This window comes from Bacteroides difficilis, assembly GCF_048319815.1.
Classification (GTDB): Bacteria; Bacteroidota; Bacteroidia; order Bacteroidales; family Bacteroidaceae; genus Bacteroides; species Bacteroides zhangwenhongii.
The window spans coordinates 3,537,992-3,564,482 of sequence record NZ_CP182814.1 but is presented as its reverse complement, the minus strand read 5'-3'; the positions used below and the strand labels follow the sequence as shown (position 1 = coordinate 3,564,482).

The following is a 26,491-nucleotide window of genomic DNA, read 5'->3' as shown; positions in this document are numbered from 1 at the left end:
TAATGGCTTTTTTCCCTTATTTTGGATGGTTTTCGAGATATTCAGACCAAATTCTCGCCGCTTCTTCCACCATTTTCGCACAAGGACGTTTGCTATAATATTGAGCAGTACGTTCTTCCGGAACATTTGAGACCGGTTCTTTTTTCTTCAATCCCAACAATTCGCCACAAATCAGCGACCCGTTGCGTTTTTTAAACTCGGCAGCCAATTCCTGGACAACTGCATAATTCGCCGCCTTTCCCTCTCGGTCTGTCGCTTCCGTAGCTCCGGTTTCGAGTCCTGCCACCAGAAACATACCGCAAGCAGCGCCACAAGTTTCGCGCATCCGGCCTATTCCTCCACCAAAGGATGCCCCCATGCGCAGAGCCTGTTCCTGCGTGAATCCGTACATATCTGCAAAGGCTGCCACTACGGACTGTGAACAATTATATCCGCTTTTAAAAAGCTCTACTGCTTTTTGTACTCTATCTTCCATACTATTGTCTTTTTATTATATTCATCCCGACCCTAAAAACTCAACGGTCAATCTCCAACACCATCGGACAATGATCAGAATGCACCGCCTCATTCAGAATCCGAGCACTCTTCAGCCATCGGCGTACCGGCTCGCTGGTCATACAATAATCTATTCGCCAGCCTTTATTTTTGGCACGCGAATTAAAACGGTAGCTCCACCAGGTATACTCCTGTTTTTCCGGATAAAGCAGACGGAAAGAATCAATAAAGCCTGCCGAGAGAAAACGCGTCATCCATTCCCGCTCTTCGGGGAGGAAACCGCTATTCTTCGCATTACGGACAGGATCATGAATATCAATCGGTTCATGGCATATATTATAATCACCGCAAAGAATCAGATTCGGACGTGTCTTCCGCAGCTCTGTCACGTATTTCTGAAAATCCTCCAGCCACACCATCTTGAATGCCTGGCGTTCGTCCCCGCTAGTCCCCGAAGGGTGGTACACGCTTACCACCGACAAATCGCCGAAGTCCGCACGGATAAAACGGCCTTCATTATCGTATGCTTCCATCCCCATCCCGTATTCCACGTAGTCAGGTTCTTGCTTGGTCAATATGGCCACTCCGCTATATCCTTTTTTCTGTGCCGAATACAAATACGACTTATAGCCCAATGCTTCAAACACTTCCGCCGGGTATTGATCCGGCTGTAGTTTTGTCTCTTGCAGACAAAGAATATCCGGATTTTCCTGCGCCAGCCATTCCGGGAAACCTTTGGAGATAGCAGCACGCAAGCCGTTCACATTATAAGTTATAATCTTCATCATTATATATTTATTGATTCACGTTTATTTTAGGAAAACAGAAGCATGATATTCAGTACGGATACAATTATCGCGATAGTATACAGCACAAATGTGCTCCAACGACTATTCACATAATTCCCCATCACCTTCCGGGAAGATGTCAGTCCGACTTGCAGAAAGACCGTGAAAGGCAATTGGATACTAAGTATCATCTGCGAAATAATCAGCCCCTTAAAAGGATCTCCGATAAAGAAAATCAGCAATAAGGCGATTCCTAGCGATAAAAGGACTCCCACTTGCGAGTGACTGTCTTTGATGTGATAAGACTCGCCGAAAATACCGGCAAAGATGGAACCTGCCGCCATCCCGCTTGTAATGGTGGACGAAATGCCCGCCATCAGCAATGCCAAAGCAAATACAATGGCAGCGTTGCTGCCCAGCAACGGTTCCAGCAAGGACTTGGCCTGTTGCAGTTCCTCCACTTGAATGCCGCTTTTAAAGAAAGTCGCGGCAGCCAGCAGAATCATGGCACTGTTAATCGCCCAACCGATAATCATTGAGAACAGCGTATCGAACAACTCATATTTCAGTACTTTCTTGATAGATGCATCATCTTTCTTGTTATATTCGTGACTCTGTATCACTTCCGAATGCAAAAACAGGTTATGAGGCATTACCACCGCTCCCAGCACACTCATGATTATCAACATACTTCCTTCGGGAAACGAGGGAGTCACCCACCCCGCTGTTGCAGCCGGCCAGTCTATCTGCACCAAGAAAAGCTCATAAATAAACGAAAGTCCGATGACAGACACAAAGGCAATGATGGAACGTTCTATTTTCTTATAGGAATTGGTGAAAAGCATGATGAACACAAAAAGCGTAGTCAGCACAGCTCCCCATACAATAGGAATATCGAACAGCATTTCCAATGCGATGGCTCCACCCAGAATCTCTGCCAGCGAAGTAGAGATGGAAGCCAGTACCGCCGTACCAAGAATAGGACGGGACACCCATTGGGGAGTATATTTGGTGGCAGCTTCCGAAAGGCAAAGTCCGGTGACAATCCCCAAGTGAGCAACATTATGTTGAAGGATGATCAGCATAATCGTGGACAAGGTAACCACCCACAGTAATGAATAGCCGAATTCGGATCCGGCGGCAAAATTAGAAGCCCAGTTTCCGGGATCTATAAATCCGACAGTCACCAGAAGCCCCGGACCAATATATTTGAAAACATCCAGTCCACCCAGATAGCGTTTATGATCTTTGCGTTTTAAGTCTTGAAAAAGATTCTTCATTGCTGCATAATAGTTTATTCAGTACAAATATACTTATAAATAACGAGTAGAGATCAATTTTGGTTCAAAATACCGACAAATAAGGAAAACGCTACTAACATCAAAAGCCCAAAGCAGTATCATAAAAAAACGCGGATCAACGCAAACTTACACAAAGATTAAATTTAATCTGCGATAATTTGCGTTAATCCGCGTTTCCTATCTTATACTTGAGACCGGATGATATCAATACCCCATCTCATGCAATGCACGGCATAACTGGTCCGGACACGAAGTGGGTCTGCCACCACAGCGTACTCCTTCAAGTTTACTTATCACGTCCTCCACCTTCATTCCCTTTACCAGGCGCGAAAGACCTTGAAGATTGCCGTTGCATCCTCCCCAAAAGGCCACTTCTTTCACCACTCCATCTTCCACATTCAGTTCGATGTTGGTGCTGCAAGTGCCTTTCGTCTTATAAACATATTCCATGAGCTGTTATTCTTCGCCTTCCGGTTGCATATTGGTATAAACGGTCTGCACGTCGTCAAATTCTTCCAAACGTTCCACCATCTTATCTAATGTCTCACGCTGTTCCGGAGTAACCTCTTTCAGATCGTTCGGGATATAAGTGAAATCTCCACCGACATCTTCGAAACCACATTCCTCCAAATGTTTCTGAATGGCAGCATAGCTCTTAGGATCACCATAGATCGTAATTGTTCCTTCTTCCTCATCTTCATCATATTCATCTTCCACATTATAATCTATCAGGTCAAGAATCAGCTCTTCCATATCCAAGTCCTCTTTCTTCTTGAAAGTGAAAACACACTTATGGTCGAAAAGGAATGCCAAAGAACCCATTGTACCCAAGTTTCCGCCGAATTTGTTGAAAACGGAACGCACGTCCGCTACGGTACGGGTAGGGTTGTCGGTAAGTGTATCTACGAATACAGCTACTCCGTGAGGGCCGTATCCCTCATACGTCATGCCCTTATAGTCACTCTGGTCTTTACCCATCGCATTCTTGATGGCACGCTCGATGTTATCCTTCGGCATGTTTTCACGCTTACAAGTAGCGATCACCGAACGGAGTGTCGGGTTGTTTTCGGGTTCCGGACCACCTGCCTTTACAGCAATAGCGATTTGTTTACCCAGTCTTGTAAATGTTTTAGCCATGTGGCCCCATCTCTTCAGCTTGGTAGCTTTTCTATATTCAAATGCTCTTCCCATTGGTTTATATTTTTAGATTGAAATTTTAAACTTATCTAAGTTTGGCTCCTAGTTTATCTTCCAGGTTCTTCACCAGTTTCGACATGATCTTATCAATCATCTTATCGTTCAATGTCTGGCTCTCGTCTTGAAGCAAGAAGCTGACCGCATACGATTTCTTACCAGCTTCCAGGTTCTTGCCTTCATATACGTCGAAGAGTTCCACTTCTTTCAGCAACTTCTTCTCTGTCTCGTAAGCGATCTTCTCGATTTCGGCAAACTGCACATTCTTGTCGAGCAGCAAAGCCAAATCGCGCCGTACAGCCGGGAACTTGGAAAGCTCCTTGTAGCTGACCTTAACCGAACGGACCGCTTTCAGCAATTCTTTCCAGTTCAAGTCAGCGAAATAAACTTCATTGTCTATATCGAACGCTTTCAGCAGCTTCTTAGTAACTACACCAAAAGAAGCAAGGCGTTTGCCACCCTTCGTATGTACAGACAGTGCGGCAGCAAAGATATCGTCAGCCAGATTGCCTATCACCAGATTGTGCAAATCCAGTCCTAAACGTTTCAAGATATTCTCCACGTATGCTTTCAGCTCATATACCGAACTGTTTTCATCCGGATGCGCCCATGAGTTGGAAACCTTCTTGCCTGTAACCCACAGACCCAAATGATAATCTTCCGAATAAGGAGCCAACGCTTTTTCCGGGTTCTTCTTGTCCCCGTCGAAATAATAGCAATTACCAAATTCAAAGAATTTCAGATCCGCATTTTTACGATTGGCATTATGGGCAATGCTTTCCAATCCGCCGAACAGCAAAGTCTGGCGCATGGCGTTCAAATCAGCGCTTAGCGGATTCAACAGCATAACCAGGCGATTGGAAGGATAAGTTTCCAGACCGTCATAATAAGCCGCACGGGTCAATGAGTTGTTCAATATTTCATTGAATCCACAGCCCACCAATTGTTCGGCAACCAGATTCTGTAATTTATTCGACTTGTCATGCTCGCCTTTAGTAGTCAGACTGGATTTCAACGTAGTCGGAATTTCCACATTATTGTATCCGTAGATACGGAGAATATCCTCAATCACGTCACAATCACGCTGCACATCCACACGATAAGGAGGAACGGCCAATGTCAGTCCTTCCGCCGTCTCATTGGTTATCTTCATTTCCAGGCTCGTCACAATGCTTTTGATTGTCTCTACCGGAATCACTTTACCAATCAGCGAATGTACTTTCTCGTAAGACAGGTCTACTATGAAATCCTGTGCAGGAGCAGTATATACATCTTTTATTTCAGAAGAGATAGTACCGCCTGCCAACTCTTTTACCATTATGGCAGCCAGTTTCAGACAGTAAATCACACTATTCGGGTCGATGCCGCGTTCAAAGCGGAAAGAAGCATCGGTATTCAAGCCGTGACGGCGTGCCGTCTTACGCACCCATGTAGGATGGAAATAAGCACTTTCGATGAAAACATCCGTTGTAGCTTCCGTAGAACCGGAATCCAATCCGCCAAATACGCCCGCAATGCACATGGCTTCTTCCTTATTGCAAATCATCAGGTCGCGGTCACTCAGCTTACGTTCCACCTCATCCAGCGTAACGAACGGAGTTCCTTCGGGCATTGTCTTTACGATAACTTCATTACCCTTTATCTTACCGGCATCAAAGCAATGCAACGGTTGTCCGAAAGCATGGACAATGTAATTAGTGACATCCACTACATTATTAATAGGACGCACACCGATCAGGCGCAATTTATTCTGCAACCATTCCGGACTTTCCTTTACGGTCACTCCTTTCACGGTAACACCGGCATAATGCGGACACGCTTCACTGTTTTCAACCTTTACTTCAATATCCAAATCATGGTTTTCCACTTTAAAGTCATCCACCGACGGACGTTGCAGGGTTGCCTGCTTACCGTTCTGAATCAGATAAGCATACAAGTCACGGGCTACCCCGTAGTGAGAGCAGGCATCCGCACGGTTAGGCGTGATATCCACTTCAAGCACATAATCGCTCTTGATATTATAATAATCTTTGGCAAGAGTACCCGGAACAGCATCTTCCGGCAAAACGATGATACCTGCATGATCCGTACCGATACCGATTTCATCTTCAGCACAAATCATACCTGTAGATTCTACACCGCGGATTTTTGATTTTTTGATGGTAAAGCATTCGTCCCCGTCATAGAGTTTTGTCCCCAACGTAGCGACTACCACTTTTTGTCCGGCAGCCACGTTAGGAGCTCCACAAACGATCTGCACCGGATCGCCTTCTCCCAGATTGACAGTAGTAATGTGCAGATGGTCCGAATTAGGATGTTCCACACAGGTCAGCACTTCACCGATCACAAGTCCCTCCAAACCACCTTTAATGGTCTGCACTTCTTCCACACCACCTGTTTCCAAGCCGATAGAAGTCAACGCAGCCGCCGTTTCATCAGGCGTCAAATCAAAGTTGACATACTCTTTCAGCCAGTTATAAGAGATATTCATATAGTTAATTTTTTATTGTTTCTCAAAAGATTCGCAAAGTTAATAAGATTTTTCGGTTGACCGAAAAGGTTAGATAAAAAATTGCAGGTTATTTCACCACAGAGGACGCAACTAAAATGGCAAAGGTCCATCCCCTCCTACCGGTGCCCCGAACGGATTACCCGACTGCGGAGTAAAGTCCGGTGCCGGCGGTGGCGGAACAGAACCGGCTCCTCCGGCATTCATCTTAGACCCCAGCATAGCACCGGCAGGCTCACCCGGCATAGGAATCACCATGTCATCCTCCGGATTTGAGAAACGGGTATACTCACCTTTGAATCGGAGCAGCACTTCACCCACCGCACCGTTACGATGCTTGGCTATCACAATCTCTGCCATACCGCGAAGGTCATTACCACGATCATCCTGATAAATTTTGTAATATTCCGGACGGTGGATAAAACATACCATATCGGCATCCTGCTCGATGGCTCCCGATTCACGAAGGTCGCTCAACTGCGGACGTTTGCCATCAATTCCTTCACGACTCTCCACACCACGATTCAACTGCGACAATGCGACAATCGGGATGTTCAGCTCCTTCGCCAATCCCTTCAGTGAACGCGAAATGGTACTGACCTCCTCCTGACGGCTTCCGAACGCCATTCCACTAGCATTCATCAACTGCAAATAGTCAATAATAATGATTTTCACCCCATGTTCACGCACCAGACGACGGGCTTTCGTACGAAGCTCAAACACCGACAGAGAGGGAGTATCATCCACATACAGCGGTGCATCCAACAAATCCTTCAGTTTATAATCCAATTGCTGCCATTCATAATTCGCCAACTGTCCGCTTTTTATTTTCTCACTCGGAATCTCGCAGACATTCGTAATCAGACGATTCACCAACTGGACATTACTCATTTCAAGAGAAAACAACGCTACCGGGTTACGATAATCGACGGCTATATTCTTCGCCATAGAAAGGACGAAAGCTGTCTTCCCCATCGCAGGACGGGCGGCAATAATAATAAGGTCGGAGTTCTGCCAACCGGAAGTCATCTTGTCCAGCTTCGTAAAACCACTTTCAAGGCCACTCAATCCGTCCGTTCGTGCCGCTGCCTTCTGAATCAGCTTATACGCTTCGTCAATCACCGGATTGATCTGCGTGTAGTCCTTCTTCATGTTCTGCTGCGAAATCTCAAAAAGCTTTCCTTCGGCTTCCTGCATCAGATCGTCCACATCCAGCGTTTCATCAAACGCCTTACTTTGAATGTTACTGGTAAAAGTAATCAACTCGCGCGCCAATGATTTCTGTGCTATGATGCGTGCATGATATTCAATATGCGCCGAAGAGGCCACTTTGCTACTCAACTGAGTAATATAGAACGGACCTCCGACCTCTTCCAGCTCTCCGCGTTTGCTAAGCTGTTCCTTTACAGTCAGAATATCCACCGGCTTCTGATTTACGGCAAGATCGGTGATAGCGGCATAGATCAGTTGATGCCGGTGTTCATAAAAAGATTCGGGACGAAGAATTTCACTCACCAACGAATAAGCGTCCTTCTCAATCATCAAAGCCCCCAATACCGCTTCTTCCAGCTCAGGTGCCTGCGGCTGAATACGCCCATAATCATTTACCGGTTGCACTTTAGCAGACTTCGTATTGCGGGTGTTTCTTCTCTGTTCGGCCATTAATTCAATTAAAAATTAAAGATTAAAAATTAAAAGTTACGACTGGACATATTCATTCATAACAGATTTTTTCCGGTCGGGAGGACAAAGATAGAACATAATCACGAAGAATAGATAAGGAAAAATGAAGTTTTTACTAACTTTGTCCCCTGTGTCGCTTTTTCTTTAATTTTTAATCTTTAATTGAATATGATTGCTTTTCCCAATATCAAAATAAACTTGGGGCTTTCCATTACGGAAAAACGCCCGGACGGATACCATAATCTGGAAACAGTGTTCTATCCGGTGGCTTTGGAAGATGCGCTGGAAATCCGTACTTCTCCCGACACTGACCGGAAATTTACCCTTTACCAACACGGAATGGAAATAGCGGGCAAGCCGGAAGATAATCTGGTGGTAAAAGCCTATCTGTTGATGGATAAGGAATTCCATCTTCCTCCTGTAGAGATCCATCTATATAAACACATTCCTTCCGGAGCCGGACTGGGTGGAGGATCATCCGATGCAGCTTTCATGCTGAAGTTGCTCAATAATCATTATCAGTTAGGGGTATCTGAAGAACAATTGGAGGTATACGCTGCCACTTTGGGAGCAGACTGTGCTTTCTTTATCAAAAACAGACCGACTTTTGCCGAAGGAATCGGTAATATCTTTTCTCCGGTCGATCTTTCATTAAGCGGCTACCAAATCATGATTATCAAACCGGATGTGTTCGTATCCACTCGGGAAGCTTTTGCAAACATCCGCCCTCATCATCCGGAATATCCCGTCAAAGAGGTCATCCGACGTCCGGTTGCAGAGTGGAAAGATACCCTGATCAATGATTTCGAAGCCAGCGTATTCCCGCAACATCCCATCATCGGAGATATAAAAAAAGAGCTCTATCATCACGGAGCGCTCTACGCATCCATGAGCGGTTCCGGTTCTTCAGTTTTCGGACTATTCACACCCGATGCACTGTTACCGGAAATTGATTGGGGAACGGATACGTTCTGCTTCACAGGAACACTTAAATAAAAACGGTACCACGACTCACGTCGTAGTACCGTCACAACACAAACACAAAATAAAACACGACAAAACTACTGTGCAATCTACCTGTCTATACCAAAGAAGTATAAGTACTGCTCTTGTATATTCACATACCCGCAAACAGCTTCAGGTCGATCACATCAAATTAAACAAATCTACATTGATTTGTTTGAGCTATTAGATGATAAAACAAAAAAATGCTATTTTATTGAATACCTCTTTCACGAAGTTTCAACTGCCAGTTCCAGGCAGAGCGCAAAGTATCTTCCAAAGTTTCCACAGCTTTCCATCCCAATTCGGAATTAGCGAAATCAGGATTTGCCCAAACTTTTTCAATATCTCCCGCACGACGTCCGACGATCTGATAGTTCAACTTCACACCGGTAGCCTTTTCGAAGCCTTGAATCAATTCCAATACAGAGACACCACGTCCCGTACCGATATTGAAAACTTCCACTTTTTCTTTCTGCGCCTTCTCTAAGATACGGCGGATAGCAATCACGTGTGCCTTAGCCAAGTCAACAACATTGATAAAGTCACGGATACAAGAACCGTCGGGCGTATCATAATCGTCACCGAACACACTCAGCTTCTCGCGAATACCGATAGCTGTCTGAGTCAGATAAGGAATCAGGTTCTGGGGAACACCGTTCGGCAACTCACCCAGCAATGCAGTAGGATGCGCGCCTATCGGATTGAAATAACGCAACATGATTGCATTGATCGGAGCACCGGAGGCTACCGTATCACGGATAATCTCTTCATTAATCTGTTTTGTATTTCCGTATGGTGATTCCGCTTTCTTAATCGGCGCCTTTTCTGTCACCGGCAATTCATCCGGCTGTCCATACACCGTACAAGAAGAAGAGAATACAATACCTTCCACTCCGTGTTTCGGCATCAGTTCGAGAAGGTTAATCAAAGAAACCAGATTATTACGATAATAAAGCAACGGTTTCTCCACCGACTCACCTACCGCCTTGCTTGCGGCAAAGTGGATGATAGCTTTAATTCCTTTATATTTTGTGAATACGGCATCAAGACCTTCAAAATCAAGACAATCCAACTTTTCGAAAGCCGGACGGATACCGGAAACTTTTTCTATATTGTCGACAACATCAGCACTGGAATTTGATAAATTATCGATGATGATTACTTCATACCCACTGTTTTGCAGCTCTACAACAGTATGGGAACCAATATATCCCGTTCCCCCTGTCACTAAAATTCTTTCTTTCATATTCTTTACTTATATGGTTAGTTCTTCGGTCTATTATTGTTTGAGCTACAAATGTATGGAAATAAAATGAGAATGCAATATTCCGTAACCATTTTATTTATAAAAGAATTGGGAACTCATTATCTGTATGTCTCCACACAGCCGAGTTCCCAATCCATATTTAATTATCAACTGTAAATCTTATACCACGCCGGAGAATCCCATGAATGCCATAGCCAGCAGACCGGCGGTGATCAATGCGATCGGAGTGCCTTGCATTCCCTTCGGAATTTTCACCAGACTCATCTGCTCGCGCAATCCTGCAAAAAGCACCAGCGCCAGTCCGAATCCGAGAGCTGTTGAGAACGCGTATACAACGCCTGTCAACAAATCATAGTCTTTCTGAATCACCAGAATAGCCACACCCAAGATACAGCAGTTGGTTGTGATCAATGGCAAAAATACACCCAACGCCTGGTACAGAGCCGGAGAGACTTTCTTCAGAATGATTTCCACCATCTGCACCAGTCCGGCAATCACCAGAATAAAAGTGATTGTCTGCAAATATCCCAGATCGAAAACATCCAGAACAAATTTCTGAATCAAGAAAGTGACAATGGTAGCGATGGTCAGCACAAAAGCAACCGCAGCGCTCATACCCATCGCAGTTTCCACTTTCTTAGATACGCCCAAGAACGGACAAATACCCAAGAACTGCGACAACACGATGTTGTTTACAAAGATTGCCGAAATAAAAATCAATATATATTCCATATTCTTCTCTTATTTAATTGAATTAGGCTTTCTTCAAGCTGTTGATCAACGCAATAAGGTATCCTAAAGCGATGAAAGCACCCGGAGCCAATACAAACACCAACATTCCGTACTCTTCCGGCATGATTGTCAGATTGAAAACCTTGCCTGTTCCCAAGAATTCGCGAACAGCTCCCAGCAGGGTCAAGGCTATCGTAAAACCAAGTCCCATACCAAGACCGTCGAACATGGAAGCCACCGGGTTATTCTTCGCGGCGAATGCTTCAGCACGTCCCAGCACAATACAGTTTACTACGATCAACGGGATGAAAAGACCCAGTGTGGCATACAAATCCGGCACGTAAGCCTGCATCACCATCTGAAGCAATGTCACGAAAGACGCAATGACTACAATGAACGATGGGATACGTACCATATCCGGAATCAGATTCTTGATGGAAGAAATTACCACGTTTGAACAAATCAACACAAACATAGTGGCCAGTCCCATACCCATACCATTGATAGCCGATGAAGTTGTACCCAATGTAGGACACATACCAAGCAGGAGCACAAACGTAGGATTCTCTTTGATAATCCCGTTCATCATTACTTTAAAATTATTCATATCTTAATCTCCTCCTTTCTTAATTAATAGAATCTTGCTTCACCGTTTCAGTTTCCGGAGCAGTGGCAGGTTCATCTTTCCGGGTAGCTCCCGACACTGTATTTACTTCTCCCGTCTTATAAGCCTCGTAAGCCTTGTTGACAGCTTTCAGGAAAGCACGTGATGTGATAGTGGAAGCGGTAATAGCGTCTACCTGGCCTCCGTCCTTAGAGACTTTCAGTTCACCTTCGCCCGGACTCATACCTTTAATGCTTCCCTTGTTTCCTTCTTTAAACCAGTCGGCAGCTTTCGAGCCCAGTCCCGGAGTCTCGGCATGAGCCAGCAAAGAGTAATTGTAAATCTTGCCCTCAGCGTCAAAGCCGACCAGCACTTTCAGCTCGCCACCGAATCCCATAGCTTTGGACTCAACTGCCGAACCGACCCATTCCTCTCCTTTTTTTGCCGGATAAACGATGAAGTCCACCACTTTCTTTCCGTCTTTCTCGCTGAAGATCGTGTCGCTTTCGCCTACCGGGTTATTAGTAAATTCCGGAAGAACCTGTTTCAAGGCCTCGTTCAATGTCTTCGCATTCGCTTCGGCAATAGGACCTTTTGTCAGTTCATTCACGTAAGCCAGCAATGCTACGGAAATGGCAGTCACCCCCGTAAGTACCAGCAACATATTCTTTAAAGATGATTCTAACTTTTTCATTTCTTCTTCGCTACCTCCCCAAAGCGTTTAGGTTTACAATAGGTGTTAATCAGCGGAGTGAACGCATTCATAATCAGGATGGCAAACGACATACCTTCGGGATATGCGCCGAACAGACGGATAATAACCGTCAGCAGACCGATACAAACACCATAAATCAACATTCCTTTCTTGCTCATCGGAGAAGTCACATAGTCGGTTGCCATAAAGACGGCACCCAACATCAATCCGCCGGAAAGCAACTGCAATACCGGAGATACATATTTTGCAGGATCAACCAAATGCATGATACCGGCAAAAACAAATACAGTGACCAGGATAGACACAGGTATATGCCAAGTGATGATTTTCTTCCAAAGCATATAGCCCAATCCGATCAGCAGAGCCAACGCGCTGACCTCACCGATACAGCCACCGTTCTGACCGATCAGCAGACTGAACGCGTCTGGGATCTGGCTCAACGCGGACATATCACCGTGAATAGCCTGTTTCATCAGCGCCAACGGAGTAGCTCCGGTAGTAGCATCCGTATAAGCTGTCAACTGACCTACTACCGGCCAGCTAGTCATCTGTACGGGGAACGAAAGCAACAGGAAGACACGTCCTGCCAATGCGGGATTGAAAGGGTTGCAGCCTAATCCGCCGAAAGACATCTTGCCTACACCGATAGCGAACAATGCACCCAGAATAATAATCCATACAGGTAGGTTGGACGGCAAATTGAAAGCCAGCAACACACCTGTGATGACAGCAGAACCGTCACAAATTGTTGAAGTAGGTTTCTTCATCAAATATTTTCCGATCGCCCATTCGAAGAATAAACAGGCCGCAACGGAAGTAGCAGTAACAATCAGAGCACCCAGTCCGAAGAAATAGAGAGACACCAGAAACGCCGGAATCAGTGCAATCAGCACACCGTACATATTCTTCTGTACGCTGTCTCCGCCATGAACGTGGGGTGATAGTGATACGATTAATTTATTTTCCATATTCGTTATTTTTTAGCTTGACGTGCACGAATCATAGCTCCCACTTTGCCTTTACCGAGACGACAATAGTCGAGCAGCGGACGGTTGGCAGGACAAGTGAACTGGCAAGAGCCGCACTCGATACAGTCCATGATTCTTTCTTTTTCCATTCTTTCAAAATCACCGTTTTCGGACAAAGCTCCCAGCAAGTACGGTTCCAGTCCCATCGGACAAGCGCTTACACACTTCGCGCAACGGATACAGTTCTGTGCCTCACCACGCTTGGCTTCCTTCTGATTCATGATCAGAATACCGGAACTGCCTTTCGCGGTAGGAACTTCCGTATTGACCAAAGCCTTACCCATCATCGGACCACCGCCGATCACTTTTCCCGTATCTTCCGGCAGACCGCCGCAAGCATCAATCAGCTGCTTCATCGGCGTACCGATACGGGCCAGGAAGTTGGAAGGTTTTGCAACCGACTTACCGGTCACTGTGATTACCCGTTCAAACAACGGCTTGTTCTTTTGAACGGCTTGATACACAGCAAAAGCAGTACCCACGTTCTGAACGACCGCTCCGGTAGAAATAGGAAGGGCGCCGCTCGCCACCTGGCGTTTGGTTATCGCATCGATCAATTGCTTTTCACCTCCTTGCGGATATTTCACCTTCAAAGGCACTACCTCGATACCGGCATAACCGGAAGCCACTTTCGTCATCAGCTCGATAGCGTCCGGTTTGTTATTTTCGATTCCGATAAACGCCTTGTTCACTTTCACAGCTTTCATCAGGATAGAAACACCTACCATGATCTCTTCCGCGTGTTCCAGCATAAGCTGATGATCGGCCGTCAGATAAGGTTCGCACTCCACCGCATTGATAATCACACATTCGGCCTTGAAAGAAGGAGGAGGACAAAGTTTCACCTGAGTAGGGAAACAAGCGCCACCCAGACCGACGATTCCCGCTTCGGCAATCTTTTTCACAATCTCCTCCGACGAAAGCTCACATTCTTTCACCAGGGTTGCGCTACGGTCAATCGTTTCTTCCCATTCATCACCTTCCACATCAATAAAAATAGCAGGTTTCGCATAACCGCTGGCATCGACTATCGTATCAATCTTCGCCACTTTGCCACTGACGGAAGAGTGAATTGCTGCCGAAACAAAGCCGGCCGGTTCGGCAATCTTAGTGCCCACCTTTACCACATCACCTTTCGCAACAATCGGTTTTGCAGGTGCGCCGATGTGCTGCCCCAGCAGAATAACGGCCTTTGCAGGAACCTCCGCCGTGATGATAGGTTGATGTGCCGACAATTTATTTTCGTGTGGATGAACTCCACCAATTGAAAATGTCTTTAACATACAATTCTGTATTTTATTCTGTTATTATTCTGTTACTTTCGGAGTAGCCGGAGCTTTCGGAGCAACTAGTGCTTTCGGAGCTTCCACAGCTTCTTCCGCCTTCGGTTTGCGAGGAGGGAAATTCAGCTCGATAATGGAATTCTGCGGACAAACTTCCACACATTTCCGGCAAGACTTACACTTGTTCGGATCAATGTAAGCCAGATTATTCTCCAATGTGATAGCCTCGAACGGACAAGTCTTCACACACTTGCCACAGCCGATACAGCTTACCGTACAAGCTTTGCGGGCAACGGCGCCTTTGTCTTTGTTCACGCAAGAAACGTATACGCGGCGTGACTTCTTACCCTGCGGGCGAATCTCGATAATCGCTTTCGGACAGGCCTTCACACAAGCGCCGCAGGCCGTACATTTAGCCTCGTCCACCTCCGGCAGACCCGTTTCGGGATTCATGTGGATGGCGTCAAACTGACAAGCCGCCACACAGTCACCACATCCCAGACAACCGTAACTGCATCCTGTCTCACCACCGTACAGTGAAGCGGCAATAGCGCAGCTCTTGGCACCATCGTACTGGTTGATGCGAGGGCGGTTGGCACAGGTTCCGTTACATCTCACCACTGCTACCATCGGTTCAGCCTCACCGGCTGCCAGTCCGAGAATATCAGCAACTTTTGCCATGACAGGCTGTCCGCCTACAGGGCAGAACTTACCTTCCAGTGAACCGGCTTTGACACAAGCGTCGGCAAATCCGCTACAACCGGGGTAGCCACATCCACCGCAATTAGCCTGGGGTAATACTTCCCCCACTTGGGCAATCCGCGGGTCTTCATACACGGCAAATTTCTTGGAAGCCACATACAGAATAGCGGCCAGCACGAGCGCTATCGCTCCCAATGAAATCACTGCAATCAGAATCAAATTCATAATGTTTTAGTTATTTATTGGTTTTATAGTAAATGAAAATTTTTGTTTCAATCGTGTTTTGTTGAGCCAGAGAATGAAATAATAGGGTATAAGTATAGCCAGAGAAAGAAGAGCGGAATACAGTTCATTCTCCATCAGCGCCATAAAAAGGAATAGTGAAAATATCAGAAGTACGAAAGGAATTATAAAAGCCAATACCACCGCCATCATGCCCATCGACGTTTCGCCAATCACCATGACTTTCTCTCCTACCCGGTAGGAAGATGCCGCCGTATCGATAATATCTATGATTTTGTCCTTGCTATCCGCTGAGGAACAGTGTCCCTTTGCGCTACAAGCCGCACAAGCCGATGTCTGAACAATCCTCACCGACAGATGAGAACCCTGTATGTTTTCCACAATACCCAGATGCTTTATAGTATTATTCGTCATTTTGCAAACTCAACATTACAAATCGCGGCAAATTTAATCATTATTTATGAACTACGAAGCATTCTCCCTATTTTTTTACACATAATAAAATGTTATTTTTTGCGTCCGCGTTATCGCACACGGAAAAGATATGGCTACGATTTGTACACTTTATCAGCCTTTATCAGCCTTTTTCAATCTCCCAGTCTCCTATTGTCCCCCGCTCACTATCAAAGTTTATCGCTACTTTCACGACTGGAAGCCCGCATAAAGCGAAGCGTTCAGGATAATTCTTCAGATTGATCTGCTCCATAGCTTCACCGGCAGTCTTATCAAGCTTCAATTCCATCACATAGAGGGTGGTTTTCGTACGAAGCACCACATCCACTCGACCACGGGGGGTACGGACTTCAATATCCACATAATAATTCAGCAGACTGAATATGACGTAAAAGAGTTGCTGGTAATGCCCCTCATATTTAGTATTGTCGCAATAAGGAATGGTAGACAAAAAAGTCTGCAAACGACGCAACGCAGAATCCATATCACCGTTCTGAATATCATAAAAAAGATAGGCAACCATAGTAGTGGCTTCCGGGGTCTCATTGCCCACATAGTTAGGAAGAAGGCTTTCCATAAGACCCAGACGAACTTCCTTATTCGGAATATCAAGCGTATAAAGGTCCAGAATCTTATTATAATCCTTTATGGTGATATAACCGCTCTGATATAGCAAAGGAGTGATATTCGTCATGGTCTCGGTAGGAGCATCAAAAATGGAAGCTTTCGCTTGTTTGGGACCGATATCAGAAGGATTTACACCAAATTTACCCAACATCTTTATCAGGTATGTAGGAGTGCCGCTACCGAACCAGTAAGAATCGATCTTACCCTTAGCCATAGACATAAGCAAACTGAACGGATTATAGATGTCAGGAGACGGATAAGTGAAATGATAACCGTCATAATTCTCCTTCAACTTCAGCAAGACTTCTTCAGGTGTTATTTCCAGTTTCACAGCCAATCTCTCCACATCCTCTTTCATCTGCGAACGTATCTCACCCTCGCTTATTCCACAGATCGCAGCATATGATTCATCCATGCTGATATTCTCAATATTGTTCAATTCGCTAAAGATACTCAACTGAGAGAACTTGGTGATACCAGTCAGAAACACATACTTCAGATAAGGATCACAAGCCTTCAAGGGACTATAGAAGTTACGCATGATGTTACGTAATACGCCTAGATTTTCCTTTTCATGCACCACATCAAGCAAAGGAGCGTCATATTCGTCTATAAGAACAACAACTTGTCGGCCCGTCTGCTTATAAGCACGTTCTATCAGACCGTGCAACCGCTGATTGACATAAATATCTTCCTCATTTCGGCCATAGATTCTTTCATAAGTTGTCAACTTACGTTCCAACTCACTTATCAATTCATCTTTTCCGACATGCTTGGCCGTACTCATATCGAAATGAAGAACCGGATACTCTATCCACTCTTTCTCCAACCTCTCCATAGCCAACCCTTGAAACAGATCCTTACGACCAGAGAAATAACTATGCAAAGTAGAAGTAAGCAAAGACTTACCAAAACGACGAGGACGGCTCAGAAACACATATTTCGCAAAATGAGTCATGTGATAAACGTATTCCGTCTTATCGATATAAAGGTAATTCTTCTCACGAATTTCAGAAAAAGTCTGTATCCCTATAGGGTATAATCTTTGCAAAGCTTCCATATCAATATCTATATTTTCTTTAGAACTAGTATTATTTTTCAATCATCCAGTCTCCTATCGTCCCCCGCTCACTATCAAAGTTGATCGCCACTTTCACGACCGGAAGCCCGCATAAAGCGAAGCGTTCAGGATAATTCTTCAGGTTGATTTGCTCCATAGCTTCACCGGCAGTCTTGTCAAGCTTCAACTCCATCACATAGAAGGTTGTTTTCGTACGAAGCACCACATCCACTCGACCACGAGGAGTACGGACTTCAACATCCACAAAAGAGCCCAATAAGCTGAAAATGATGTAGAACATCTGCTGATAGTGACCTTCATACCTCGTATTGTCACAATAAGGAATGGTGGACAAGAAAGTCTGCAGCCGACGCAACGCAGAATCCATATCATCATTACGGATATCACGAGAAAGATAAGCTACCATGGTATTCGTTTTTTCAGTAGGTGTAGACACATAATAAGGCAACAGACTCCTCATCAAGCCGACCCTAACTTCTTTGTTAGGAATATCCAATGTGTACAGTCCCAACTCGCTATCATAACCCTTGATGGTGATATAACCGCTCTGATATAACAGCGGAGTAATACTGGACATAGTCTCCGTCGGTGCGTCAAAATCCTCCACAGCTGCTGTTTTTCCTCCGACTTCAGAAGGTTCAACACCGAACTTCTCCAACATCTTTATCAAGTATGTAGGAGTACCGCTACCGAACCAGTAAGAACCAAACTTACCATCCGCAAAAGCATTCAACAGACTGAAAGGATTATAGAGGTCGGGAGACGGATAAGTAAAATGATAACCGTCATAATTCTCCTTCAACTTCAGCAAGACTTCTTCAGGTGTTATTTCCAGTTTCACAGCTAATCTCTCCACATCCTCTTTCATTTGCGTTAGCATCTCATCCTCCGTTATTCCGCAAATTGCAGCGTATGGCTCATCCATGCTGATATTCTTGATATTATTCAATTCACTAAAGATACTCAACTGAGAGAACTTGGTGATACCAGTCAGAAACACATATTTCAGATAAGGATCACAAGCCTTCAAGGGACTATAGAAGTTACGCATGATATTACGTAATACGCCTAGATTTTCCTTTTCATGCACCACATCAAGCAAAGGAGCATCGTATTCGTCTATAAGAACTACGACTTGTCGGCCCGTCTGCTCATAGGCACGCTTGATCAACCCCATCAAACGTTGATTAGGATTAATCTCCTCCTGGCCTTTTCCATAAACACCCTCATACTCCGAAAGTTTCAGATTCAGCTCTTGCAACAATTGTTCCTTATCCACATGCTTGGCCGTACTCATATCAAAATGAAGAACCGGATACTCTGTCCACTCTTTCTCCAACCTCTCCATAACCAACCCTTGGAACAGATCCTTACGACCCGAGAAATAACTATGCAAAGTAGAAGCAAGCAAAGACTTACCAAAACGGCGAGGACGACTCAGAAACACATATTTCGCAAAATGAGTCATGCGATAAACGTATTCCGTCTTATCGATATAAAGATAATTCTTCTCACGAATTTCAGAAAAAGTCTGTATCCCTATAGGATATAATCTTTGCAAAGCTTCCATATCAATCATATTTTTCACAAAGCTACAAAAAATATCCGTTCAAAAAGCAGGCAGGCAGGAAACTTTTTCCCGCCTGCCTTTACTTCCTCCATTATCGTTTCACCGTTCTCCTCTCTCCCTCTCTTTTTTCTCCCTGTACTTCAGATACAGCAACTTCCCTCTATCCCAGTCCGCTTCGGCTTCCTCCTTACTGAGGTGATCAAGCAAGAATATGATCACTTTCGTGTAATTACTCGATTTGCTATCTACCCCTTTTTTAAATCATTATAGACGGAGTGCCCGATGGATAGTGCCTTACATACATCCACATTTCTCAATTTCACACGGTTCTGCAACTCTACAATGTAAGTTCCTAAAGCCGCACAACAAATTTTGTCCTTTTTCATTCTTGTTTAATGTTAAATATACACCGATATAGTTAATTATTTTCACTTTCATCCCGACATGTCGGGATGAGGTTTATTTTGTATTTATTAATTTTACGCCATATTATAAAGCACATTTATATTTCTCCGCAAAGGTAGATATTAAAACTCATTACAACAATATAATATGTCAAACAATTACAGAATGTCCTATTTCATGCCTCCCATCGCCCCTCTCAGAGACGAACAGGGACGAATAGTCACTCCCGCCACACTTCTCCCCTTCTGTGAAGTCTCCGTCGAACAGGTTTTCCAGATGATTACCTGCAACGAAAACCTCAGGCTCCTGACCGAGCAAGTACGCAACACCCCGGACATACGGACGGCAAAAGCCACACTCCTGCCCTACGTGACTCCCTGCGGCACATTCACCCGTCGCTCCGGCAAGTGTTTCGTATCCCCCTCACGACTGATAGTGATAGACGTAGACCACCTCGACTCCTATGAAGAAGCCGTCGGAATGCGCCGTACCCTGTTCGACGATCCCTTCCTTCGCCCCGTGCTTGTCTATATCAGCCCGAGCGGACGGGGTGTGAAAGCCTTCATACCCGCCGGAATGCCACATCCGACAGACGAGGTACGGAATATTACAGAAAGCACAGACAAAGCAATGCAATATGTCGAAATGGCGTACGGTCCGGAAACGGACAACTCCGCCACGGCAACCGCCAAAGGCGTAGACGGTTCGGGAAAAGACCTGGTAAGGGCCTGTTTCCTGAGCCACGACCCGGAAGCACTGTTCAGAACTATCTAACATAATTTATAATCAATCCTCAAAAAAAATGGATGAAATCGAATCTTTACACCGTCTTGTCGAAGCTGTCGAGACGGCAGGGGCAGACATTGCCCCCACTTACATCGAATATGTACAACTGGCCTTTGCCATCGCGACAGACTGCGGTGAAGCCGGACGGGAGTATTTTCACCGCATCTGCCGGTTGTCCGCCAAATATCAACGCGAACACGCCGAACGGGTATTCTCCAACGCGCTCACCACGAAACACGGGGACGTGCATCTGGGCACAGTATTCCATCTCGCCGAAACAGCAGGAGTAACCATCCGCAAAGACGAAGTTATGAACAGCTCCGCAGGTACAAAAGGTACAGTAAATGCACCCCGCCTTTTTTCCACACACACGTGCGCGCGTAATAAGGTACAAAACAACGGAACTTCCGGAGAAGGAGAAGGAGAAGAAGAAGAACTATTGCCCGGCAGTGAACCGCAGCACCCGCTCCCCACCTTCCCCGAAGCCGACTGGCCGGAGTTTCTGCAACGCATCATAAATTACGGCAACACTACGGCACAACATGACATCATGCTGTTGGGAGCATTGACAGCTTTAGGTTCCTGTATGGAACGGCACGTGCGTTGTTCTTACGGCGGCAAATACCAGTATCCCTGTATGCAATGTTTCATCATCGCTCCTTCCGCCTCCGGCAAAAGCATCCTTTCCTATATCCGGCTACTCGTAGAACCCCTCCACGACCAGATCCGTGCGGAAGTTGCCGCACAGATGAAAGTGTATAAAAAAGAGAAAGCGGCTTACGAAGCGATGGGCAAAGAACGTGCAAAGATGGAAGCTCCGCAAATGCCCGCCAACAGGATGTTTCTCATTTCCGGCAATAATACCGGTACGGGTATCCTGCAGAACATCATGGATTCCGAAGGGACAGGACTTATCTGTGAAGCCGAAGCGGATACCCTCTCCACCGCCATAGGCTCGGATTACGGCCATTGGAGTGACACGCTCCGCAAAGCGTTCGACCACGACCGTCTGTCCTACAACCGACGTACGGAGCAGGAATACCGTGAAGTGAAAAAGAGCTTTCTTTCCGTCCTGATTTCCGGAACTCCGTCACAGGTCAAGACATTTATTCCGACAACGGAAGACGGTTCTTTCTCCCGTCAAATATACTACTACCTGCATGGCATCTGGAAATGGGTAAGCCAGTTCACAGAGGACAAGATAGATTTGGAAGAGATATTTACCATCATGGGATTGGAATGGAAAGAGAAACTGGACATCATAAAAGCACATGGGATTCACACACTCCGGCTCACGATGGAGCAGAAAGAGGAATTCGACGCGCTCTTCTCCCACCTGTTCACCCGTTCGAGCATAGCTAACGGCAAAGAAATGTACAGTTTCGTAGCCCGCCTGGCTGTCAACCTATGCCGTATCATGGCGGAAGTAGCCGTATTGCGCGTCCTCGAAAATCCGAAACCCTATCAGCTCAAGGCATCCCCCGTTTCCACCTTTACTCCGGACAAGGAGATTCCTACCGACAACATCAGTGACGGCATCATCCCCCGTTGGAACATCACCATTACTCCGAAGGACTTCAAGGCTGTGCTTGCACTTGCGGAACCTCTCTACTGTCATGCCACGCACATTCTGTCTTTCCTTCCTGCCGTAGAAACCAGCCACCGGTCTAATGCCGACCGTGATTTCCTCTTCGAGCAGTTGGGTGAAGAGTTTACCCGCGCACAGTTGGTGGAACAGGCTGTCAACATGGGAGTCAAAGAAAATACCGCCATCGCCTGGTTGAAACGATTGACGAAAAGAGGAGTGCTTGTCAATGTGGACGGTAAAGGAACTTATACGCGCGCACGTGTGCGTGTGTAAGGGAGGCCCGGAAAAGTGTACCCGTTGTACCCGCCGTATCCGCCGCACCCGATAGGCGCATTACCCCCGCTACACCCACCGTCAGGCAGACGCAGTGCTTTATAAGTCCTAAAGCATAGCTTTAGAGGTCGTAAAGCACTGCTTTAGCCTATGTAAAGCACTGCTCTATCAAGGCTCTCCCAAAGCATCCACAATCACCCGCACTTCCAGCGGTGTATAAGAGCGATGTTCCGGTTGATAACCTAAATCGTACAGGCGTTGCAGAAGTCCGGGACACCGCAGGATCCATTTCTTCATCTTCCGGTAAGCGGCAATGCCGGTTAGTTCAGGGGAATAGAGTTGCGCCAGTTCCATACGGCCATACGCACGTATCTTGAATTCTTTCATGATGGATAAGTTTCTGATTTACTGTCACAAAAGTAACAAAATATTTCTACATAGCCAACGCTTTCCCATTGAATAACCGACCATAATTGCACATAACAGACAAAGCATGACCGTAACCGTACTTTACTGATTATCCGGAGTTTCGAGGTGTTATCTTTGTATCGTCAAAAGGGAAAATAATCCCTGCGGCACAATGTTTAACCCTTTAATTTATTGTTTTATGATTCGTTACAAAATTTATCAGAACCAGCAGAAGAAAGGTGTGAATGCGGGTAAGTGGTTCGCCCGTGCGGTAAGCGATGAGACGTATGACCTCGGCAAACTTGCCGAACACATGTCGAAGCACAATTCTCCGTATTCCGGTGGTGTCATCAAAGGTGTGCTCACCGACATGGTGGATTGCATCAAGGAGTTATTGCTTGACGGCAAGAGTGTGAAAATCGATGACCTTGCCATCTTCGGTGTGGGCATACGCAGCAAAGCTGCCGAAACGCTGGAAGAGTTCTCATTGGAGAAGAATATCACCGGGATGCGCCTCAGAGCCCGTGCCACCGGTAATCTGTCTACTACCAATCTGAAGCTCGACAGCCAGCTGAAGCAGCAGGCGGAGTATCAGAAACCTACCGCTTCCGGTGGCGGTTCCGATTCGGGCAATACACCGGATACAAACCCGGATGATAACGGAGGAGAAGCTCCCGACCCGGCAGAGTAATCTCTTGTCACGATCTATGTGTAAGTCCTTCTTTATAATGAAGGACTTACCTTTAAATTCTTATTATTTTATCACTAAAAATGTAGTTTTATGAGCAATTCATCATCACGCCGCTCCGTATGGGGCCTAGTTCTCAAAATCATTATCACTGTAGCCACCGCTATCGGAGGAGTGTTCGGAATACAAAGCTGTATGTAGGCCGATGAGAACGATCACACTGATTATCATTCATTGCAGTGCTACGCCGGAGGGGAAATCCCTTTCGGCGGAAGCCTGTCGTCTGGACCATATCCACCATCGTGGGTTCCGCGACATCGGGTATCATTTCTATATCACACGGGACGGAGAAATCCACAGGGGACGATCGCTTGAAGAGGTCGGGGCACATTGCCGGAATCATAATGCCCATTCGATAGGTGTTTGTTATGAAGGCGGACTGGATGCGGACGGAAAGCCGAAGGATACGCGCACATTGGAGCAGAAAGGGGCTTTGCTTGCTTTGTTGAGAGAGTTGAGAAGACAGTTTCCGAAAGCATTGATTGTGGGACATCATGATTTGAATCCCATGAAAGGATGTCCATGCTTTGATGCGGTGAAAGAATATTTGCAAATATAAGCTGATAAAAACGAATGGCTGACAAAGGATTTCATTGTCAGCCATTCGTTTTTATCAGTTTAATTGTCTAAATTGTTAATTCCAATCAATTAATTATACATTACCTTACAATCGCTCCTTTGATTGATTCCACAATATAACGCACATCATCATCCGTCACATAAGGACCTGCAGGTAGGCAAAATCCTACCTTGAAAATATCCTCTTCCACCCCGTTAGTATAGAAAGGAGCATCCGCATAAACCGGCTGCTTATGCATCGGCTTCCAGACAGGCCTGCATTCTATCCTCTTAGATAGCATGAATATACGTAATGCTTCCACATTCTCATTCGGCTGACAGTCAGTTATAGCACTATCTACGGCTTTAATCACACCGGCAGCACCACCCACAGCAGTCTTGATAACTTCCTTATAGGCATTCTCCTGCCCTATCACCTTCACTTCCGGATCGATGGTAGCAGTACAAAGCCAGAAATTAGAATCATAGCGGGAATCAGCAGGTTGCTTGTGAATATGCACGCCTTCCACATCCGCCAACAATTCTTCATAAAGTGCCTGCACATGCTTATGGTGAGCAATATGAGCATCAGCAACGGTCATCTGCCCGCGACCTATACCTGCACAGACATTACTCATGCGGTAATTATAACCGATCGCAGTATGCTGATAGTAAGGATAAGCATCCCGAGCTTGGGTCGCATACCACATAATGGTATTCTTATCCTCAGCATTCCGGCAGATTAGGGCGCCACCACCCGATGTAGTAATCATCTTGTTACCGTTGAAAGAAAGTACACCGAAACGGCCGAAAGTGCCCAGCACCTTACCACCGAATTTGGAGCCGAATCCCTCAGCTGCATCCTCTACCACAGGAATATCATAACGATTGGCAATCTCCATGATGCGCTCGCAATCATAAGGCATACCATAAAGCGCCACAGGCACAATAGCCTTAGGCTTTTTACCGTTTTTTGCAATGCGATCTTTGATAGCCTCTTCAAGCAGTACAGGATCCATATTCCAAGTCTCTTTTTCCGAACCCACAAATACCGGCTTTGCACCAAGATAAGTGATAGGATGCGAAGAAGCGCAGAAAGTGAAGGATTGCACCAATACTTCATCACCTGGCTGCACACCGCAGCCGATAAGAGCAAGGTGCACAGCGGCTGTACCGGCACTCAAAGCCACAACCTCATTTTCTCCTCCGACAAAGTTCTTGAGATCATTCTCAAACGCATTCACATTTGGTCCTAAAGGTACTACCCAATTAGTATCAAATGCTTCTTTTACATATTTCTGTTCAATCCCCTCCTCACTCATGTGAGCAAGGCAGAGGTAAATTGTTTTTTCAGGAATGTAGCTCATAATGTTAATTAATTATCACTTTCTTAGTACCATCAAAGATAGTTTCTCTAACTTTATCTAGCTTTTGACTTTACAATATTGAAAAATTATCATTCACTAACTCAGATTTCTTTCGTATAACCACATCATCGTACATCAGCATAAGTATATCCTCGTCATACTGACCAATCTGAGATTGATTCTCTATTCCATTCATATTGTTCCAAATAAGAGGGAAGAAATCGACACCTGCTCCATAAGCATGTAAGTAGGCACCACCAAAACGTGGATTTACTTCTGATAAATAATACTGACCATCTTTAATGAAGAAATCCATATCAAGAGGACCGCAAAATTTGAATACTGAAGCAACCTTCTCAATAAAAGCGAACAACATAGGATCTTTGTAAGAGATCGTCTTACTTGCTCCACCAATACGAGTTTCAATCTTACGTTTCAAGAAAGCTGCGACAGCTTTATGACTAATAGCATCCACATAAACATCCGCATCACAGTCTCCCCCAGTCATCAATTCCTGAATAATATAATCATGTTCACCAGAGAACCAATCAGCCTCGGCTTGCTCCATAGTATTCACTTTATGAGCACCAACGCTACCACTTCCACAAATGGGTTTCATAAATATAGGGAAAGAGATCTTACCTTCATCTATTCCCTTCTTAAATTCATCAAAGTCATGATAAGTCAACGGAGTAGGAATACCTTTCTCCGTGAGATATTTGAACATCTCATATTTGTCAAAACAACAACGAGCAGTAATCTCATCTGCAGGACAAAGCGGCAACACACCAGCCTCCAGGAATTTTTCACGATTCGCAGAGAGAATCTCAATCTCAGGATCTATGAGAGTGGTTATAGCCTTTACATTAGCTTTTTTACAGATATCAAGCACCGTATCAACATACTCGGGATCATTGATACGCGGAACAACATATTCGTTTGTCGCAAAGTACAGTGCAGGGGCTGTTGAATTATTATCAGTTGCATTGATATCACATTTTGAACCGATCGATTCTTGTGCGTTACGAAGCAAACGACCACGCCTTCCTGCACTGCTAAACAAAATACTAGGTTTCAT

27 protein-coding genes are annotated in these 26,491 nt (G+C 45.4%); 6 read left to right on the top strand and 21 right to left on the bottom strand.

All coding sequences use genetic code 11. From position 1 onward, the window contains the following. Positions 1–16: 16 nt before the first annotated feature. From ACNOGP_RS13630 to dnaB, 7 genes are all read right to left on the bottom strand, one after another. Positions 17–475, bottom strand: a complete 459-nt coding sequence (locus tag ACNOGP_RS13630) for a C-GCAxxG-C-C family protein (protein ID WP_007761073.1) — start codon at positions 473–475, stop codon at positions 17–19. A gap of 40 nt (positions 476–515) precedes the next feature. Beyond that, the gene (locus tag ACNOGP_RS13625; protein ID WP_418214762.1) at positions 516–1,280 is read right to left on the bottom strand and encodes an exodeoxyribonuclease III; all 765 of its coding nucleotides are present in this window, start codon (positions 1,278–1,280) and stop codon (positions 516–518) included. A 29-nt stretch (positions 1,281–1,309) separates the two neighbouring features. Continuing rightward, complete coding sequence (locus ACNOGP_RS13620) at positions 1,310–2,563, bottom strand: Nramp family divalent metal transporter (RefSeq protein WP_418213040.1); 1,254 nt, start codon at positions 2,561–2,563, stop codon at positions 1,310–1,312. Between the two features lie 225 nt (positions 2,564–2,788). Then, positions 2,789–3,034, bottom strand: a complete 246-nt coding sequence (locus ACNOGP_RS13615) for a TIGR03905 family TSCPD domain-containing protein (protein WP_007752551.1) — start codon at positions 3,032–3,034, stop codon at positions 2,789–2,791. A 6-nt stretch (positions 3,035–3,040) separates the two neighbouring features. Then, positions 3,041–3,775 carry a YebC/PmpR family DNA-binding transcriptional regulator gene (locus tag ACNOGP_RS13610; protein ID WP_195476798.1) on the bottom strand — a complete coding sequence of 245 codons (735 nt, stop codon included), beginning with the start codon at positions 3,773–3,775 and terminating at the stop codon, positions 3,041–3,043. Positions 3,776–3,806: 31 nt separating this feature from the next. After that, positions 3,807–6,269: a phenylalanine--tRNA ligase subunit beta gene (pheT, locus tag ACNOGP_RS13605; RefSeq protein WP_418213039.1), complete on the bottom strand. Its 2,463-nt coding sequence runs from the start codon at positions 6,267–6,269 to the stop codon at positions 3,807–3,809. Between the two features lie 111 nt (positions 6,270–6,380). Continuing rightward, on the bottom strand, positions 6,381–7,949 hold the full coding sequence (dnaB, locus tag ACNOGP_RS13600; protein WP_007761088.1) for a replicative DNA helicase: 1,569 nt from the start codon (positions 7,947–7,949) through the stop codon (positions 6,381–6,383). A 189-nt stretch (positions 7,950–8,138) separates the two neighbouring features. On the opposite strand from dnaB, the gene ispE reads away from it, so the two are divergent. Further along, positions 8,139–8,966 carry a 4-(cytidine 5'-diphospho)-2-C-methyl-D-erythritol kinase gene (gene ispE / locus ACNOGP_RS13595; protein WP_418213038.1) on the top strand — a complete coding sequence of 276 codons (828 nt, stop codon included), beginning with the start codon at positions 8,139–8,141 and terminating at the stop codon, positions 8,964–8,966. A 220-nt stretch (positions 8,967–9,186) separates the two neighbouring features. Here ispE and galE read toward each other — a convergent pair whose 3' ends face one another. The 11 genes from galE to ACNOGP_RS13540 form a co-directional block, all read right to left on the bottom strand. After that, the gene (gene galE / locus ACNOGP_RS13590; RefSeq protein WP_007752533.1) at positions 9,187–10,221 is read right to left on the bottom strand and encodes a UDP-glucose 4-epimerase GalE; all 1,035 of its coding nucleotides are present in this window, start codon (positions 10,219–10,221) and stop codon (positions 9,187–9,189) included. A 180-nt stretch (positions 10,222–10,401) separates the two neighbouring features. Continuing rightward, entirely contained in the window at positions 10,402–10,974 is a 573-nt protein-coding gene (gene rsxA / locus ACNOGP_RS13585; protein ID WP_007752531.1) for an electron transport complex subunit RsxA, read from the bottom strand. Positions 10,975–10,996: 22 nt separating this feature from the next. Continuing rightward, positions 10,997–11,581, bottom strand: coding sequence for an electron transport complex subunit RsxE (gene rsxE / locus ACNOGP_RS13580; protein WP_418213037.1), 585 nt, complete (start codon positions 11,579–11,581; stop codon positions 10,997–10,999). Positions 11,582–11,600: 19 nt separating this feature from the next. Beyond that, complete coding sequence (locus tag ACNOGP_RS13575) at positions 11,601–12,272, bottom strand: RnfABCDGE type electron transport complex subunit G (protein WP_195630922.1); 672 nt, start codon at positions 12,270–12,272, stop codon at positions 11,601–11,603. Then, a complete protein-coding gene (locus ACNOGP_RS13570; protein WP_007761097.1) occupies positions 12,269–13,261 on the bottom strand; it encodes an RnfABCDGE type electron transport complex subunit D in 993 nt (330 codons plus the stop codon). The genes ACNOGP_RS13575 and ACNOGP_RS13570 overlap by 4 nt, the downstream gene beginning before the upstream one ends. A 5-nt stretch (positions 13,262–13,266) precedes the next feature. Beyond that, the gene (gene rsxC, locus ACNOGP_RS13565) at positions 13,267–14,604 is read right to left on the bottom strand and encodes an electron transport complex subunit RsxC (RefSeq protein ID WP_143865728.1); all 1,338 of its coding nucleotides are present in this window, start codon (positions 14,602–14,604) and stop codon (positions 13,267–13,269) included. Positions 14,605–14,628: 24 nt separating this feature from the next. After that, a complete protein-coding gene (locus ACNOGP_RS13560) occupies positions 14,629–15,531 on the bottom strand; it encodes a Fe-S cluster domain-containing protein (RefSeq protein ID WP_418213036.1) in 903 nt (300 codons plus the stop codon). Positions 15,532–15,537: 6 nt separating this feature from the next. Continuing rightward, positions 15,538–15,963 (bottom strand): SoxR reducing system RseC family protein, encoded by a 426-nt coding sequence (locus tag ACNOGP_RS13555; protein ID WP_007761099.1) that lies wholly within the window; start codon positions 15,961–15,963, stop codon positions 15,538–15,540. Between the two features lie 163 nt (positions 15,964–16,126). Beyond that, a complete protein-coding gene (locus ACNOGP_RS13550; protein WP_418213035.1) occupies positions 16,127–17,689 on the bottom strand; it encodes an ATP-binding protein in 1,563 nt (520 codons plus the stop codon). A gap of 31 nt (positions 17,690–17,720) precedes the next feature. Beyond that, a complete protein-coding gene (locus ACNOGP_RS13545) occupies positions 17,721–19,280 on the bottom strand; it encodes an ATP-binding protein (protein ID WP_418213034.1) in 1,560 nt (519 codons plus the stop codon). 245 nt (positions 19,281–19,525) lie between these two features. Next, positions 19,526–19,666, bottom strand: coding sequence for a hypothetical protein (locus tag ACNOGP_RS13540; RefSeq protein WP_007761114.1), 141 nt, complete (start codon positions 19,664–19,666; stop codon positions 19,526–19,528). A gap of 166 nt (positions 19,667–19,832) precedes the next feature. Here ACNOGP_RS13540 and ACNOGP_RS13535 point away from each other — a divergent pair, with 166 nt between their 5' ends. Together ACNOGP_RS13535 and ACNOGP_RS13530 are read left to right on the top strand one after the other, a co-directional pair. Further along, positions 19,833–20,459: a BT4734/BF3469 family protein gene (locus ACNOGP_RS13535; RefSeq protein WP_029425931.1), complete on the top strand. Its 627-nt coding sequence runs from the start codon at positions 19,833–19,835 to the stop codon at positions 20,457–20,459. A gap of 28 nt (positions 20,460–20,487) precedes the next feature. Next, complete coding sequence (locus ACNOGP_RS13530; RefSeq protein ID WP_418213033.1) at positions 20,488–22,332, top strand: DUF3987 domain-containing protein; 1,845 nt, start codon at positions 20,488–20,490, stop codon at positions 22,330–22,332. Positions 22,333–22,500: 168 nt separating this feature from the next. Here the strand turns inward: ACNOGP_RS13530 and ACNOGP_RS13525 are convergent, their stop codons facing one another. Continuing rightward, positions 22,501–22,719 carry a DUF4248 domain-containing protein gene (locus ACNOGP_RS13525; RefSeq protein ID WP_143865713.1) on the bottom strand — a complete coding sequence of 73 codons (219 nt, stop codon included), beginning with the start codon at positions 22,717–22,719 and terminating at the stop codon, positions 22,501–22,503. Between the two features lie 220 nt (positions 22,720–22,939). On the opposite strand from ACNOGP_RS13525, the gene ACNOGP_RS13520 reads away from it, so the two are divergent. The 3 genes from ACNOGP_RS13520 (at position 22,940) to ACNOGP_RS13510 (ending at position 24,047) form a co-directional block, all read left to right on the top strand. Next, complete coding sequence (locus tag ACNOGP_RS13520; protein ID WP_143865711.1) at positions 22,940–23,431, top strand: DNA-binding protein; 492 nt, start codon at positions 22,940–22,942, stop codon at positions 23,429–23,431. A gap of 90 nt (positions 23,432–23,521) precedes the next feature. Then, positions 23,522–23,629, top strand: a complete 108-nt coding sequence (locus tag ACNOGP_RS13515) for a smalltalk protein (protein ID WP_152276068.1) — start codon at positions 23,522–23,524, stop codon at positions 23,627–23,629. A 4-nt stretch (positions 23,630–23,633) separates the two neighbouring features. Continuing rightward, positions 23,634–24,047, top strand: a complete 414-nt coding sequence (locus ACNOGP_RS13510) for an N-acetylmuramoyl-L-alanine amidase (protein WP_418213032.1) — start codon at positions 23,634–23,636, stop codon at positions 24,045–24,047. A 100-nt stretch (positions 24,048–24,147) separates the two neighbouring features. Here the strand turns inward: ACNOGP_RS13510 and ACNOGP_RS13505 are convergent, their stop codons facing one another. Then, positions 24,148–25,413: a DegT/DnrJ/EryC1/StrS family aminotransferase gene (locus ACNOGP_RS13505; RefSeq protein WP_418213031.1), complete on the bottom strand. Its 1,266-nt coding sequence runs from the start codon at positions 25,411–25,413 to the stop codon at positions 24,148–24,150. Positions 25,414–25,483: 70 nt separating this feature from the next. After that, positions 25,484–26,491 (bottom strand): ATP-grasp domain-containing protein, encoded by a 1,008-nt coding sequence (locus tag ACNOGP_RS13500; RefSeq protein WP_195476691.1) that lies wholly within the window; start codon positions 26,489–26,491, stop codon positions 25,484–25,486.

Coding starts and splice junctions, on each gene's coding strand:
- ACNOGP_RS13630 (WP_007761073.1), bottom strand. CDS start 475: ATGGAAGATAGAGTACAAAAAGCAGTAGAGCTTTTTAAAAGCGGATAT.
- ACNOGP_RS13625 (WP_418214762.1), bottom strand. CDS start 1,280: ATGAAGATTATAACTTATAATGTGAACGGCTTGCGTGCTGCTATCTCC.
- ACNOGP_RS13620 (WP_418213040.1), bottom strand. CDS start 2,563: ATGAAGAATCTTTTTCAAGACTTAAAACGCAAAGATCATAAACGCTAT.
- ACNOGP_RS13615 (WP_007752551.1), bottom strand. CDS start 3,034: ATGGAATATGTTTATAAGACGAAAGGCACTTGCAGCACCAACATCGAA.
- ACNOGP_RS13610 (WP_195476798.1), bottom strand. CDS start 3,775: ATGGGAAGAGCATTTGAATATAGAAAAGCTACCAAGCTGAAGAGATGG.
- pheT (WP_418213039.1), bottom strand. CDS start 6,269: ATGAATATCTCTTATAACTGGCTGAAAGAGTATGTCAACTTTGATTTG.
- dnaB (WP_007761088.1), bottom strand. CDS start 7,949: ATGGCCGAACAGAGAAGAAACACCCGCAATACGAAGTCTGCTAAAGTG.
- ispE (WP_418213038.1), top strand. CDS start 8,139: ATGATTGCTTTTCCCAATATCAAAATAAACTTGGGGCTTTCCATTACG.
- galE (WP_007752533.1), bottom strand. CDS start 10,221: ATGAAAGAAAGAATTTTAGTGACAGGGGGAACGGGATATATTGGTTCC.
- rsxA (WP_007752531.1), bottom strand. CDS start 10,974: ATGGAATATATATTGATTTTTATTTCGGCAATCTTTGTAAACAACATC.
- rsxE (WP_418213037.1), bottom strand. CDS start 11,581: ATGAATAATTTTAAAGTAATGATGAACGGGATTATCAAAGAGAATCCT.
- ACNOGP_RS13575 (WP_195630922.1), bottom strand. CDS start 12,272: ATGAAAAAGTTAGAATCATCTTTAAAGAATATGTTGCTGGTACTTACG.
- ACNOGP_RS13570 (WP_007761097.1), bottom strand. CDS start 13,261: ATGGAAAATAAATTAATCGTATCACTATCACCCCACGTTCATGGCGGA.
- rsxC (WP_143865728.1), bottom strand. CDS start 14,604: ATGTTAAAGACATTTTCAATTGGTGGAGTTCATCCACACGAAAATAAA.
- ACNOGP_RS13560 (WP_418213036.1), bottom strand. CDS start 15,531: ATGAATTTGATTCTGATTGCAGTGATTTCATTGGGAGCGATAGCGCTC.
- ACNOGP_RS13555 (WP_007761099.1), bottom strand. CDS start 15,963: ATGACGAATAATACTATAAAGCATCTGGGTATTGTGGAAAACATACAG.
- ACNOGP_RS13550 (WP_418213035.1), bottom strand. CDS start 17,689: ATGGAAGCTTTGCAAAGATTATACCCTATAGGGATACAGACTTTTTCT.
- ACNOGP_RS13545 (WP_418213034.1), bottom strand. CDS start 19,280: ATGGAAGCTTTGCAAAGATTATATCCTATAGGGATACAGACTTTTTCT.
- ACNOGP_RS13540 (WP_007761114.1), bottom strand. CDS start 19,666: ATGAAAAAGGACAAAATTTGTTGTGCGGCTTTAGGAACTTACATTGTA.
- ACNOGP_RS13535 (WP_029425931.1), top strand. CDS start 19,833: ATGTCAAACAATTACAGAATGTCCTATTTCATGCCTCCCATCGCCCCT.
- ACNOGP_RS13530 (WP_418213033.1), top strand. CDS start 20,488: ATGGATGAAATCGAATCTTTACACCGTCTTGTCGAAGCTGTCGAGACG.
- ACNOGP_RS13525 (WP_143865713.1), bottom strand. CDS start 22,719: ATGAAAGAATTCAAGATACGTGCGTATGGCCGTATGGAACTGGCGCAA.
- ACNOGP_RS13520 (WP_143865711.1), top strand. CDS start 22,940: ATGATTCGTTACAAAATTTATCAGAACCAGCAGAAGAAAGGTGTGAAT.
- ACNOGP_RS13515 (WP_152276068.1), top strand. CDS start 23,522: ATGAGCAATTCATCATCACGCCGCTCCGTATGGGGCCTAGTTCTCAAA.
- ACNOGP_RS13510 (WP_418213032.1), top strand. CDS start 23,634: ATGAGAACGATCACACTGATTATCATTCATTGCAGTGCTACGCCGGAG.
- ACNOGP_RS13505 (WP_418213031.1), bottom strand. CDS start 25,413: ATGAGCTACATTCCTGAAAAAACAATTTACCTCTGCCTTGCTCACATG.
- ACNOGP_RS13500 (WP_195476691.1), bottom strand. CDS start 26,491: ATGAAACCTAGTATTTTGTTTAGCAGTGCAGGAAGGCGTGGTCGTTTG.